This window comes from Paraburkholderia sp. JPY465, assembly GCF_050436725.1.
In the GTDB taxonomy this organism is placed as follows: domain Bacteria; phylum Pseudomonadota; class Gammaproteobacteria; order Burkholderiales; family Burkholderiaceae; genus Paraburkholderia; species Paraburkholderia youngii.
In genome coordinates, this window is sequence record NZ_JBNDMT010000002.1 from 1,409,926 (window position 1) to 1,421,981 (window position 12,056).

The 12,056-nt window shown below is 64.5% G+C and carries 13 protein-coding genes; 9 read left to right on the forward strand and 4 right to left on the reverse strand.

All coding sequences use genetic code 11. From position 1 onward, the window contains the following. The first annotated feature begins 94 nt into the window (after positions 1-94). Positions 95-1,078 (forward strand): aldo/keto reductase, encoded by a 984-nt coding sequence (locus QFZ94_RS08550; protein WP_429456235.1) that lies wholly within the window; start codon positions 95-97, stop codon positions 1,076-1,078. A gap of 21 nt (positions 1,079-1,099) precedes the next feature. On the opposite strand, the gene QFZ94_RS08555 is transcribed toward QFZ94_RS08550, so the two are convergent. Further along, complete coding sequence (locus tag QFZ94_RS08555) at positions 1,100-1,813, reverse strand: TetR/AcrR family transcriptional regulator (RefSeq protein ID WP_429456237.1); 714 nt, start codon at positions 1,811-1,813, stop codon at positions 1,100-1,102. Positions 1,814-1,888: 75 nt separating this feature from the next. On the opposite strand from QFZ94_RS08555, the gene QFZ94_RS08560 reads away from it, so the two are divergent. Further along, entirely contained in the window at positions 1,889-2,533 is a 645-nt protein-coding gene (locus QFZ94_RS08560) for a glutathione binding-like protein (protein WP_429456239.1), read from the forward strand. Between the two features lie 9 nt (positions 2,534-2,542). Here the strand turns inward: QFZ94_RS08560 and QFZ94_RS08565 are convergent, their stop codons facing one another. After that, positions 2,543-3,427, reverse strand: a complete 885-nt coding sequence (locus tag QFZ94_RS08565; RefSeq protein ID WP_429456241.1) for a LysR family transcriptional regulator — start codon at positions 3,425-3,427, stop codon at positions 2,543-2,545. A gap of 185 nt (positions 3,428-3,612) precedes the next feature. On the opposite strand from QFZ94_RS08565, the gene QFZ94_RS08570 reads away from it, so the two are divergent. From QFZ94_RS08570 to QFZ94_RS08580, 3 genes are all read left to right on the forward strand, one after another. Next, positions 3,613-3,837: a hypothetical protein gene (locus QFZ94_RS08570; RefSeq protein WP_429456243.1), complete on the forward strand. Its 225-nt coding sequence runs from the start codon at positions 3,613-3,615 to the stop codon at positions 3,835-3,837. Between the two features lie 184 nt (positions 3,838-4,021). Beyond that, a complete protein-coding gene (locus tag QFZ94_RS08575; RefSeq protein WP_410848695.1) occupies positions 4,022-5,284 on the forward strand; it encodes a multidrug effflux MFS transporter in 1,263 nt (420 codons plus the stop codon). Positions 5,285-5,339: 55 nt separating this feature from the next. Further along, positions 5,340-6,740, forward strand: coding sequence for a DHA2 family efflux MFS transporter permease subunit (locus QFZ94_RS08580; RefSeq protein ID WP_429456246.1), 1,401 nt, complete (start codon positions 5,340-5,342; stop codon positions 6,738-6,740). Positions 6,741-6,772: 32 nt separating this feature from the next. Here the strand turns inward: QFZ94_RS08580 and QFZ94_RS08585 are convergent, their stop codons facing one another. Beyond that, positions 6,773-7,492 carry an SDR family oxidoreductase gene (locus QFZ94_RS08585; RefSeq protein ID WP_429456248.1) on the reverse strand — a complete coding sequence of 240 codons (720 nt, stop codon included), beginning with the start codon at positions 7,490-7,492 and terminating at the stop codon, positions 6,773-6,775. Positions 7,493-7,574: 82 nt separating this feature from the next. Here QFZ94_RS08585 and QFZ94_RS08590 point away from each other — a divergent pair, with 82 nt between their 5' ends. The 3 genes from QFZ94_RS08590 to QFZ94_RS08600 all read left to right on the forward strand — a co-directional run bounded on the left by QFZ94_RS08590 (position 7,575) and on the right by QFZ94_RS08600 (position 9,641). Beyond that, the gene (locus tag QFZ94_RS08590) at positions 7,575-8,525 is read left to right on the forward strand and encodes a LysR family transcriptional regulator (RefSeq protein ID WP_410848698.1); all 951 of its coding nucleotides are present in this window, start codon (positions 7,575-7,577) and stop codon (positions 8,523-8,525) included. 93 nt (positions 8,526-8,618) lie between these two features. Further along, complete coding sequence (locus tag QFZ94_RS08595) at positions 8,619-9,023, forward strand: DUF3224 domain-containing protein (protein ID WP_429456250.1); 405 nt, start codon at positions 8,619-8,621, stop codon at positions 9,021-9,023. Between the two features lie 27 nt (positions 9,024-9,050). Continuing rightward, positions 9,051-9,641: a hypothetical protein gene (locus QFZ94_RS08600; protein WP_429456252.1), complete on the forward strand. Its 591-nt coding sequence runs from the start codon at positions 9,051-9,053 to the stop codon at positions 9,639-9,641. Position 9,642: 1 nt separating this feature from the next. Here QFZ94_RS08600 and QFZ94_RS08605 read toward each other — a convergent pair whose 3' ends face one another. Beyond that, on the reverse strand, positions 9,643-10,575 hold the full coding sequence (locus QFZ94_RS08605) for a LysR family transcriptional regulator (protein ID WP_429456254.1): 933 nt from the start codon (positions 10,573-10,575) through the stop codon (positions 9,643-9,645). A 184-nt stretch (positions 10,576-10,759) separates the two neighbouring features. Between QFZ94_RS08605 and QFZ94_RS08610 the strand changes: the two genes are divergently transcribed. Beyond that, a complete protein-coding gene (locus QFZ94_RS08610) occupies positions 10,760-12,049 on the forward strand; it encodes an MFS transporter (protein ID WP_429456256.1) in 1,290 nt (429 codons plus the stop codon). The last annotated feature ends 7 nt before the right edge of the window (positions 12,050-12,056 follow it).

The window sequence follows — 12,056 nt, forward strand, 5'->3', positions numbered from 1 at the left end:
GCTTCCAATGCCACGGCTCGCGTGGCTCGTGTCGTATTCAAAGCGTCGTGACCCCGGCAGCAGCCGGGGCCGGGCGCATCAACTGGAGCGTCGTATGCAAACACGTCAACTCGGTAAAAGCGGCCTCGAAGTATCCGCGCTCGGCCTCGGCTGCATGGGCCTGAGCTTCGGCTACGGCCCGGCCACCGAAAAAGCGGCGGGCATCGAACTGATCCGCGCGGCCTTCGAGCAAGGCGTCACGTTCTTCGATACCGCCGAGGTCTATGGTCCGTTTGTGAACGAAGAGCTGGTCGGCGAAGCGGTCGCGCCGTTTCGCGATCAGGTGGTGATCGCGACCAAATTCGGCTTTCAGGACGGCGACACGAAAAAGCCGCTCAACAGCCGGCCCGAAACCATTCGCGCTGTCGCCGAGGCTGCGTTGAAGCGTCTGAAAACCGACCGCATCGATCTGTTCTATCAGCATCGCGTCGATCCGAACGTGCCGATCGAGGACGTCGCCGGTGCGGTGAAAGATCTGATCGCCGCGGGCAAGGTCGGGCACTTCGGCCTGTCCGAAGCGGGCGTGGAGTCGATCCGCCGCGCGCACGCGGTGCAGCCGGTCGCGGCGTTGCAAAGCGAGTATTCGCTGTGGTGGCGCGAGCCCGAAGCCAGCGTGCTGCCGACGCTAGAAGAACTCGGTATCGGCTTCGTGCCGTTCAGCCCGCTCGGCAAGGGCTTTCTGACCGGTGCGATCGACGAACGCACGACCTTCGACAAGAGCGATTTCCGCAATATCGCGCCGCGCTTCTCGGAAGAGAACCGCAAGGCGAATGCAGCGCTCGTCGACGTGCTCGGCCGGATCGCGGACGGCAAAGGCATGACGCGCGCGCAAATCGCGCTAGCGTGGCTGCTCGCGCAAAAGCCATGGATCGTGCCGATTCCGGGCACGACGAAGCTGCCGCGCCTCGCGGAGAACCTCGGCGCCGCCAGTGTCGTGCTGACGCCGGCGGATCTCGCCGACATCGAAGCGGCGCTCGAGCAGATCAAGGTGGCGGGCGAGCGCTATCCGGCGCAGTTTCAGCGGTTCATCAACCGCTAGGCGGTGCGCGGTCGCGGCGCTTCAGTTTTTAGGCCTGTGCCGCGGTTTGCCCGGCGGTTTGCCTGGCTTTATGCCCGGCATTTTGCTCGATGGTTTGCCTGGCTTCTTGCCCGGCGCCCCGCAGATCAGCGCGACGCCAGCCTGCGCCGTCGCGCGCAGCGATTCGCGCGAGTCGCCCGCGCGCGAGCGCAGCGCGAGAGTATGCAGAATCGCCGATGCGACTTTGGCGAGCAGCGCGGGACTCGCGGCCGCATCGAGTTCGCCTTGCGCATGCGCGCGTTCGAACCGTCGCTCGAACTCGGCATCGAACGTGGCGAGACCGTGCGCGAGCTTGTCACGTACTTGCGCATCCGCTCTCGACTCCACCGCCGCCGTGCCGATCAGAAAGCATCCGCGCGCCACCTCGCCTTGCGGAAAGTAGAGCGCGAGCGCGCCTTCGTACACGGCCAGCAACGCCTCGGAGAGCGGCAGGTCACCATGCAGCGCGGCTTGCATCGCATCGCGGCCAAACGCGATGTAGCGATCGAGCGTGTCGAGATACAGCGCGTGCTTGTCGCCGAAAGCGCCGTACAGGCTCGGCCGGTTCATGCCGGTCGCCTCGCTCAACGCGTCGAGCGACGTGCCCGAGTAGCCGCCATACCAGAACGCGTCGCGCGCATCGTTCAGGGCCTGTTGCGAATCGTAGCTACGCGGTCGTCCGCGCGAGCGTTTCTCAGTTTTTGTACCGGTATGCATAAAATTCTCTGGCGTGATCTATTTTTGTTCACTATAGTACAAAAAACATCTTCACCGACAACCGGAGACATCAGCATGGAGCTTTATTTTTCGCCGCTCGCGTGTTCGCTCGCCACGCGCATTTCGCTTTACGAGGCGGGCGCCGCTGCGCGCTTTATCGAAGTCGACACGAAATCCAAGCGGCTGCGCGACGGCTCCGATTTCTATCCGATCAATCCGTTAGGCCAGGTCCCCGTGCTTCGCACCAGCGACGGTTGGCTGCTGCGCGAAAACAGCGCGATCCTGCCTTATGTGGCCGACGCCTTTCCGGCAGCCGCGCTCGCGCCGCTGCCCGGCACGGCGGAACGCGCGAAATTGCAGGAGTGGCTTGGCTTCATCAGCACGGAACTGCATAAGGGAGTATTCGTGCCGCTGCTCGATCCGGACGCGGCCGCCGACGTTCTTAGCTATACCCACAAGAAAGTGGCGTTGCGATTGAACGTGCTGGAGCAGCATCTGCATGGACGCGAGTTTTTGCTGGAGCGGTTTTCCGTCGCGGATGCTTATCTGGTCACCGTGTTGAACTGGGCGCGCTATGGTGGCGTCGAGCTCGCGCAATGGCCATCCGTGCAGCAGTACTATGAACGCACCGCGCGTAGGCCAACCGTTGCCAAAGCGATGGCGGAAGAGTACGCGCTTTATCGCGAGGAACAGGACAGACGCAAGGCCGCGGCCGCGTAGTCTTGTTCGCTAGCTCAAGCGCAAACTCCGCAATACGTCGAGCACATACTGAGTCGGACGCTCCACCGTACCTGCGCGGAAGGCCAGGCCCAACTGCCGCCATAACGCCGGGCGTAGCGGACGGGTGACGATGCGTGCGTCGGCCGTTGAGCGACCAGCTTCCTGCGGCAGCAGCGCGGCGCCGTATCCCGCTGCCACGAGGCTCTTGATCGCATCCGAGTAGTTGAGCTGAATGCGCGGCGTGGGATGCTGCCCCGCCGCGCTGAACCATTCCGTCGTCAAACGGGAAAGCCGCGTGGTGGCGTCGTTCAGGATCAGCGGCTTCGCGGCGATCCATTGCGGCGTGATGCGAGCCGGGCACGTCCACCCGGCCGGCATGAATGCGACCACCGGATCGCGGCGCCATTTTTCGATCGATAGCCCGCGTATCGGCGCTTGCGGCAGCGCCACGATGCCGACGTCGAGCGACTCGTCCGCGAGTCGCGTCAGCGTTTCCTGCGAAGTCAATACGGCAATTTGCACGTCGATGCCGGGATGTTCGTCGGCCAGCCGTTCCAACGCCTGCGGCAGCAGATTCGCGATGGCCGCGGTGGAAGCGCCGAGCCGAACCCGTCCGCCGAGCCCTTCCACCTGTCGCCGCACGTCTTCCAACGCCTGCTCGGCATCAGCCAGCAATTGACGCGCATACGCCACCAGCGTCTCCCCGATCGCCGATGCCCGCACCTGGCCGCGTTTGCGCGACAGCAGCGGCGCGCCGACGCGGCTTTCGAGATCCGCGATATGCAGACTGACCGTGGGTGGCGCGAGATGCAGAACGCGGGCGGCCTCGGCAAAAGAGCCGAGGTCGGCGACGACAACGAGGGTGCGCAGGCGGTCGAGACTGATTTCTCTCATCGGAGTCGGAATGGCATGGTCAGAAAAGCTGAATCGCGCGATCAGTAAACTCAACTTTTCCAATCTTACGTGCAGATGGAAGATGGTGGCGCTGGTTTTTCAACGCTGACTATCGGGCCATCGGCATGAACTCATCTTCAACTAGAAGTTGCGAGCCCCAAGACGCTTCCCTTCGACTGGGCGCAATGTCGGACGACGCCAGGTCGGTGCTGCTCGGGTTCGTCTTTGCAGGCGTCGTGCTGGCCTTCGCCGTGATGGCGATGATCTGGACGGCGCCTCGCCCTCCGCTCAAAGGCAAGGACTGCTCCGGCCGCATCGCAAACGACGAACACGCGAGCTTCGTCGCATTCTTCCAGGACCCGACGGACCAGGGAGCGTTGCTGCGGTCGATCGAAGATTGCGCGAGATGAGCGTCGTTGCGGCGGGATAGCGCGCCGGTCGGCCGCGCCATCCCACACCCCCGCCAGGGAATATCCCACTTCCTGCGATACCACGGGCACAATACCCGGCGATAATGCCGGACACCGCGTCTTTTCCGTTCGATATCCGAACGCGCCGATGCCCGCGCCGCCAGTGTTCCCTTTCGATGCACCCATGAGCCACGCTACTGCCGACCAACCCGCCTCCGCCGACTCCGCCCCGAACTCGCCGCGCTTCCTGTTGTTCCTGATCTGCCTGTTCGCATCCGCCGGACAGCTCGCCATCGACATCTACGTGCCCGCGCTGCCCGCGATGGCGCACTACTTCGGCACCTCCCCGCAAGCGATCCAGACCAGCGTCACCGGCTACATGGCCGCCTACGCGTTCGGCCAGCTGATCTTCGGTCCGATCGCCGACGCGTATGGCCGCAAGCGCGTGCTCGCGTTCGGCCTGACGGTCTACACGGTCGGCTGCCTGCTGTCGCTCGCGGCGCCGAATCTCGAGACGTTCATCCTCGCCCGTGCGTTGCAGGGCTTCGGCATCGCGAGCACGAACCTGCTCGCGAAGGCGATCATCACCGATTCGTTCGCGGGTCAGGCGTTGCTGCATGCGTTCACCTACATGTCGATCGCGTGGGGGCTCGCGCCGATCGTCGCGCCGGTGATTGGCGCGCATCTGCAGACGGCGTTCGGCTGGCGCGCGTGCCTCGTGTTCCTGCTGATCTATTCGCTGGTGATGTGGGCGCTGTTGTGGCGCTATCGCGAGACTTTGCCCAAGCCCGTGCATCTCGAACCGCGCACGCTGACCGCAAACGCGCGCAAGGTGCTCGCGAGCCCCGTGTTCCAAAGCTGTTTCCTCGCGCAGGGCCTGTGCTACAGCATCCTGCTCGTGTTCAACATCGTCGGGCCGTTCATGGTGCAGACCACGCTGCACAAACCGCCGACCTTCTTCGGCTATCTCGCGCTCGGCATCGGCATGATGTACTTCCTTGGCGGTCTGTCGAATCGGCTGCACGGTCCGCGTCTGCCGAGCGCCGAGCAGCGATTGCGCATCGGCGCGCGGCTGATGGCGGCCGCTTCGGTTGTGATGCTGCTGCTCGCGCTGACGGTCGGTCTGCGCGTGTGGACGCTCGCGACACCCGTGCTCGTGATGGGCTTCTGCGCCGGCGCGATGTATCCGACGCTGATGGCGAAGGGCAACTCGCTGTTTCCGCACATCGCTGGGCTGACGAGCGCGATTCTCGGCTGCGCGCTGTTGCTGGTGTCCTCGGCGATGATGGGGCTGGCCGGCTTCGTGTCGGTGCAGGTGCTCACGCCGCTCGCGCTGTTCTTCGTGGTCCTCGCGTTCGTCGTCGTGGTAATGGTGACGAAGCTGCTGCGCCATCTCGAGCAGGTACAGCCCGCGGCCGCGGCGACCGCGAGCGGTAACGCAGCGTGAGCCGGCACATGAGCCTGAGCGAACGCCAGACCTTTATCTGTACACGCGAGCACCGATGAGCGGCATGCGCGAGCGCGTCTGCGCGTCCGCTTCCGAGCGGATCGATCCGACCGTGTGGAAGGTCGCGGCGGTCGTGTCGATCGGTTCGTTCATGTCGCAGATGGACTCGACGCTCGTCAACGTGTCGCTGTCGACGATCGGCCATACGCTCGATGCGTCGATCGCCACCGCGCAGTGGATCGTCAGCGGCTACCTGCTCGCGATGGCGTTGATGTTGCCGCTCAACGGCTGGCTGGTCGACCGCATCGGCGCGAGGCGGCTGTACCTGTTCTGCTTTTCGACGTTCACGATAGCGTCGATGCTGTGCGGCGCGGCGCAGACGATCGGCGAGCTGATCGGCGCGCGCATCTTCCAGGGCCTCGTCGCCGGTGTGCTCGTACCGATGGCGCAGATGATGATCGGACGAGTGGCCGGCAGGAACCTCGAGCGCGTGATGGGCTTCACCGCGCTGCCCATTCTGCTCGGTCCGATTCTCGGCCCGGTGCTGGCCGGGCTCGTCCTCGCGCACGCGAGTTGGCCGTGGCTGTTCTTCATCAATGCGCCGGTGGGCGCTGTCGGCATTGCGATTGCGGTGTTGCTGCTGCCGCACGATGCCCCTGCGTCGCAGAAGCGGCCGTTCGATTTCACCGGCTTCGCGCTGATCTCCCCCGGGCTGGTCGCACTCGTCTATGGACTTCAGAACGCGTTGCGCGCGGTGGGCCTCGCGTGGCTGCTTGCGGGCGCCGTGTTTCTCGCCGGCTTCGTGCTGTACGCGTTGCGCAAAGGCGATGCCGCGCTGATCGACGCGCGCATGTTTGCAAGGCGTACGTTCTCGGTCGCGGCACTCGCGCAGTTCTCCGCGAACGGGATCATGTATGGACGACAGCTTGCAGTGCCGCTTTTTCTGATCGCGGGCTGCGGTCTGTCGGCCGCGCACGCGGGCGGCCTGCTCGCGGCGACCGGCGTCGGCATGATGTGCTCGTTCCCGCCGATCGGCTGGTTGACCGAGCGGCTCGGTTGCCGCGCGCTCGCGGCGGGCGGCGCATTGCTGGCGTTTCTGAGCACGCTCGTGTTTCTGTGGATGAGCATCGCTTCGTTCTCCACCGGATGGGCCGCTGTCAGTCTGTTCCTTGCGGGCGTCGGTCAGGGAACGATCAGCGTGCCGTCGATCTCGGCCGCGTATTCGTCGATCGCGAGAGAACGGCTCGCGGTCGCGAATACGGCGTTGAACATCGCGCAGAGAGTGGGCGGCCCGTTCGCCACGACGCTGCTTTCGATGGCGATCGCGTTGACGCTGCATGGTGCTTCGGATGTACAGCCCAGCCGATTTCTGCCGATGTTCGTGCTGCTAGCCGCGCTGCATTTGCTGTGCTTTGCGGCGACGATGTGTCTGCCGGTTCGGGTTCGCAGGGCGTAGGACGCCCGAGCGCACATTCCCGCGCCCGTGCGTCAGAGTAGTCGCAAGCCCCCGTCACACTCGATCACCGCCCCCGTCATAAACGTGTTCTCCAGCAGAAACTGCAGCGCGTGAGCGACATCGTCGGCCTGGCCGACGCGCCGCACCGGTAGCGTTTCGCTTTGCTGCCGGAATACCTCGCTTTTCACGTTCGCGGGGAATCTGTCCCACCACGGCGTATCGATCACCCCCGGCGACACCGCGTTCACGCGCAGCGGCGCCAGCTCGCGCGCGAGCGTGCCGATCATGCTTTCGAGCGCGCCGTTGATCGCGCCCAGACCGGCCGTGCCCGGATTCGCGATGCGCGCCGAAATCGCGGTCAGAAACGTGATGCTGCCGTCGCGACGCAGGGTGGGCAGCGCGCGCTGCGCCGCTTCGAGCTGCGGCCAGAACTTGGCCTCGAAGCCGCGCCGCAGCGCGGCCAGATCCAGCTCGGCAAAAGGCCCCGCGCCTTCGCCGCCCGACAGCGTCATCACCAGATGATCGATCCGGCCGAGCCCGCCGAAGAAGCGTTCGAGCGCCGCGCGATCGGTGCAATCGAGCGCGTCGCCCGTCACCTGTCCATCGATGCCGCTCAGCGCATCGTCCAGCTTGGCGCGGTCGCGCCCCACCGCGACGACGCTCGCGCCAGCCGCCGCGAGCCGCTTCACCGTCGCGAGCCCAACACCCGACGAACCGCCCAGCACCACGACCTTCTGATTTTGCCAGTTCATTTCATTGCTCCTGAGAGTGAACGGAAGACCCCGTGGCAGTAGAATGCGCGGTGCGGGCCCATCATTCAAATCGTTTAACGTCATGGCCAACATCATTGAAAATGATTTTCGGCGCTTCGACCTGAACCTGCTGCTGACCTTCCGCGCGTTGCTGGAAGAGCGCAGCGTCACGCGTGCCGCGCAGCGGCTGTTTCTTGGGCAACCGGCGGTCAGCGGCGCGCTGAAACGCTTGCGCGAGACCTTCGGCGACGAGCTGTTCGTGCGCACACCCCAAGGCATGACGCCGACGCCGCGCGCGCTCGAACTCGCGCGGCAGATCGAGCCATTCCTGCAATCGCTGCATCAGGCGCTCACGCAGCCGTCCGTGTTCGATCCGGCCCGCGCGCAGCGGGTGTTCCGCATCGGCCTCAGCGATTCACTCGAACTGCTGCTGATGCCGGAGATCATGGCGCGCCTCGCCGTGGCGGCGCCCGGCGTGAAGCTCATCGCGCGCTCCACCGATTCGACGCGCGCCGCCGCGATGCTCGACGACGGCGCGATCGAACTCGCAGTCGGCGTGTTTCGCGAGTGCGTGCCGTGGCAGCGACTCATGCCGCTGTTTTCATGGCGCTTCGTGAGCGTGTACAACCCGAAGCTCGTCAGGACGCGTCGCAAGCATTTGTCGATGGACGAATTTCTGCGCCACCGCCATGTGCTGACTTCGTTCAGCGCCGAGCTTCGCGGCTTCATCGACGAACGACTGGAGTTGCAGGGACTGAAGCGCGAGGTCGTATTTTCGAGTTCGAACTTCGCGACCAGTCCGTTCATCGTGCAACGCACGGCGGCGATCGCGACCGTTCCGGAGTTCATCGGCCGCGTGTGGCGCGATACGCTCGGTCTCGCGCTCAGTCCGTTGCCATTCGAGGTGCCGGGCTACGAAGTTTCGTTGATGTGGGCCGCGGCGCACGATCACGACCCGGCGCTCGCATGGTTGAAGCGGGAGTTCGCTGACGCGTTCGGCACGGCTGACAGCGCTGCGCGTGCGGCTAACTGACAGCGACGTGTGCTACGTTTCATAAGCGTCACATTGCGTTGCGTTTCGTTCCGCCGCTTCGCCATCGCCCGTTCAAGTCAGGAGGAAATCCCGATGACTCAGCACATCGCAAAAGGCACTTTCATCGTCTCCCTTCAACCGATGCCGTTCGAAAACGCGGAGACCGAATCGAAACTAGGCCGCATGTCGATCGACAAGCAGATCTCCGGCGATCTCGCCGCGACCACCCAAGGGCAAATGCTGAGCGCGATGACGAACGTCAAAGGCTCGGCCGGCTATGTCGCGCTCGAACAGGTCACGGGCACGCTGGCGGGCAAGCAGGGCACGTTCGTGCTGCAGCATATCGGCGTGATGAATCGCGGTGTTGCGTCGCTCGCGGTGACGGTCGTGCCCGATTCGGGCACGGGCGAGCTGAGCGGCATTGAAGGCGAGTTCAAGATCGACATCGTCGATGGCGCGCATTCGTACGAGTTCGCTTATCGGCTGCCCGGCGACTGAGATGCCGAACATGATTCGCGAGCAGACATGACCCGACTGTTCGGCGTCGTGGGCGCGATCGTTTCGCTGGTCGCGTTTCTGCCTTATGGACTTGCGATCTGGCGCGGCAGCGTACGTCCTCATCTGTTCACGTGGCTGGTCTGGTCGGTCGTCACGGCAATTGCGGCTGTCGGGCAATTCGTCGCCGGTGCAGGCCCTTCGGCGTGGTCCACGGCGGCGATCGCGGCCACCTGCTTCTTCGTTCTCGTGGCGAGCGTCTTTCGGGGCGAGCGGCAGCGGACCGCTTTTGATTGGCTTTGCCTCGTCGCGGCGTTGTCGGCTATTCCGCTCTGGATACTCACCAATGATCCGACGTTGTCGATCTGTCTTGTCACGCTGATCGAACTCGTCGGCCTCGGGCCGACGGTGCGCAAGACCATTCTTGATCCGTGGAGTGAGAGTCTTTTGTACTTTGCGCTATGTGTTCTTAAATACGGGCTCGCGATTCTTGCGGTGCCGAAATGGAGTGTGGCCGTGGCGTTTTATCCGGCCGTGAATATCGTGGCGTCCATCGGGATCTGTTCGTTGATGGTGGTGCGCAGGCGGCAGGTAGGGGCCTATTCCGCGCGGTCGCAGTGAATCACCCCGATTCGCCTGTGCGCGTCGCCGCGAACATCGTCATGCGCTGCAAGATCCACGCGAGCAGTTCGTGCGCGGCCGCGACGAGCGGCCGCCCGGATTTCACCAGCACGCGCGCCTTCGTGCCTAGAAATAGCGCGTGGTCGATCGGCACGGTCACCAGTTCGCCAGCCTGAATCTCGCGCGAGGCCGCGAATTCTCCGATCAGCGTCGCGAAGTTTTCATCGGCGACAAACCGCTTGAGTGCCGTCAGGGAATTGGTGGTGAGCGTCGCGCGGATCTCAACGTGTTCGACGAACGCGAGCATCGTTGCGAGGTGCCCGATGCCGAACGTGCTCGGCATCAACGCCAGCGGCCACGCGAGCAGATCGTCGATCGTGGCGGGCTTGCCGCGCCGCGCGAGCGGATGGTCGCGGCGCACCAGCAACACCACGGGCTGCGCGGAACTCGCGCGATATTCGACGCGCGGATGCGGCGGCGGATTGAACGCGAGTCCGATATGCGCGCGGCTTTCCGCAACTGCATCGAGCACGTCGTCGACCGGCAGCACGGTCAGGCCGATATCGACCTTCGGGTATTGCACACAGAACGGCGTGATGACCTCGGCAATCAGCGCATCCACGTAACCCTCGCTGACGGCCAGATCGACGCGGCCTTGCTGCAAGCCGCGCAACGCGTGCAGCTGATCCTCGAACTTCTCCTGCTGCGCGCGATAGCCGCGCCAAAACTCCAGCAGATGCGCCGCCGCCTCGGTGGGCCGGACGCCGCGCGCCTGCCGCTCGAACAGCTGCACGCCCAGTTCGTCTTCGAGCAGCTTGATCTGCCGCGTGATCACCGAGGGCGACGTGTTGAGGCTGTCTGCGGCGCCGCGAATCGTGCCGTGCCCGAGCACCTCGTGGAAATAGCGCAGCCGCTGCTGATTGATTTCGCGCATCGCACCCCCGTTTGCCTATAGCTTCGTTGCCCTCGGAGGAACGATATGTGAACTTTGTTGCTATTGCTAGCAAGGATTGCCCTGGTCAGGATGGTGTTGCGCACGATGCGCATCACATCTATTGCATGCGACCAGAGCAGGCGCCAAAACGCTGCCCCCGGTCGACACACATTCGGAGACAGACATGGCGGCCATTCTTCCCACCGCGCGAAGCGGCGACGCTTCGGCGCTCTACAGCAAGATCAACGCGCGTTTGCTGCCGTTTCTTCTGATCTGCTATCTGTTTGCTTACCTCGATCGCGTGAACGTCGGCTTCGCGAAGCTGCAGATGCAGACCGATCTCGGCTTCTCCGATGCCGCTTACGGTGTGGGCGCTGGCATCTTCTTCGTCGGCTATGTGCTGTTCGAGCTGCCGAGCAATCTGCTGCTGCCGCGCATTGGCGCGCGCAAGACCTTCGGCCGCATTCTCGTTCTTTGGGGCATCACATCGGCCTGCATGCTGTTCGTGCGCAGCGTGCCGGCGTTCTACGCGATGCGCTTCCTGCTCGGCGTGTTCGAGGCCGGCTTCGCGCCGGGCATGATCTTCTATCTGTCACGCTGGTACGGGCCGTCGCGCATGGCGCGCGCGATTGCGATGGTGTTTCTGGCCGGGCCGATCGGCGGGATTGTCGGCGGCCCGGTTTCGGCGGCGATCATGAGCACGCTCGCAGGTAAGGCCGGGCTCGCCGGCTGGCAATGGATGCTTCTCGTCGAAGGCTTGCCGTGCATCGTGCTCGGCATCGCGACCTTCCTCTATCTGCCTGACCGCCCGGCCGACGCCTCGTGGCTCAGCGACGCCGACAAGCGTCAGCTGGAAGCCGAAGTCGGCGTGGCGCAGGCTCATGGCACTTCATTTCGACACGTGCTGCGCGATCGCAAGGTCTATGTGCTGGCGTTCGCCTACTTCTGCATCATTGCCTCGATCTATGCGATCAGCTTCTGGCTGCCCGCCATCCTGAAGGCTCAGGGCGTGAGCGACCTGATCACGCTCGGCTGGTACACGTCGATTCCGTACGTTGCCGCGGCGGTGGGCATGCTCTATATGGGCTCGCGTTCGGACCGGCTCGGCGAGCGGCGCCTGCATTGCGCGGCGCCTGCGGCCGCCGCCGCGTTGCTGCTGGCCGCCTGCGCGGCCGCGGGCAATCATCTCGCGCTCACGCTGACGCTGCTCACGCTCGTGACGATGGCGCTGTGGATGGCCTACACGGTCTTCTGGGCGATTCCGCCCGAGTACGTCAAGGGGCCTGCCGCCGCGGGCGGCATCGCACTCATCAACACCATCGGACTTTCTGGCGGCTTCTGGGGGCCCGCGGCCATCGGCTGGATCAAGACGGCGGCCGGCAGCCTGCAACCTGCGCTGCTGGCAATGGCTGGCGTGTCGCTGCTTGCCGCGCTGCTGATCCTCCCGCTCCGGCTCGCTGCCACGAAGCCCTGACCTTGTG

Coding starts and splice junctions, on each gene's coding strand:
- QFZ94_RS08550 (WP_429456235.1), top strand. CDS start 95: ATGCAAACACGTCAACTCGGTAAAAGCGGCCTCGAAGTATCCGCGCTC.
- QFZ94_RS08555 (WP_429456237.1), bottom strand. CDS start 1,813: ATGCATACCGGTACAAAAACTGAGAAACGCTCGCGCGGACGACCGCGT.
- QFZ94_RS08560 (WP_429456239.1), top strand. CDS start 1,889: ATGGAGCTTTATTTTTCGCCGCTCGCGTGTTCGCTCGCCACGCGCATT.
- QFZ94_RS08565 (WP_429456241.1), bottom strand. CDS start 3,427: ATGAGAGAAATCAGTCTCGACCGCCTGCGCACCCTCGTTGTCGTCGCC.
- QFZ94_RS08570 (WP_429456243.1), top strand. CDS start 3,613: ATGTCGGACGACGCCAGGTCGGTGCTGCTCGGGTTCGTCTTTGCAGGC.
- QFZ94_RS08575 (WP_410848695.1), top strand. CDS start 4,022: ATGAGCCACGCTACTGCCGACCAACCCGCCTCCGCCGACTCCGCCCCG.
- QFZ94_RS08580 (WP_429456246.1), top strand. CDS start 5,340: ATGAGCGGCATGCGCGAGCGCGTCTGCGCGTCCGCTTCCGAGCGGATC.
- QFZ94_RS08585 (WP_429456248.1), bottom strand. CDS start 7,492: ATGAACTGGCAAAATCAGAAGGTCGTGGTGCTGGGCGGTTCGTCGGGT.
- QFZ94_RS08590 (WP_410848698.1), top strand. CDS start 7,575: ATGGCCAACATCATTGAAAATGATTTTCGGCGCTTCGACCTGAACCTG.
- QFZ94_RS08595 (WP_429456250.1), top strand. CDS start 8,619: ATGACTCAGCACATCGCAAAAGGCACTTTCATCGTCTCCCTTCAACCG.
- QFZ94_RS08600 (WP_429456252.1), top strand. CDS start 9,051: ATGACCCGACTGTTCGGCGTCGTGGGCGCGATCGTTTCGCTGGTCGCG.
- QFZ94_RS08605 (WP_429456254.1), bottom strand. CDS start 10,575: ATGCGCGAAATCAATCAGCAGCGGCTGCGCTATTTCCACGAGGTGCTC.
- QFZ94_RS08610 (WP_429456256.1), top strand. CDS start 10,760: ATGGCGGCCATTCTTCCCACCGCGCGAAGCGGCGACGCTTCGGCGCTC.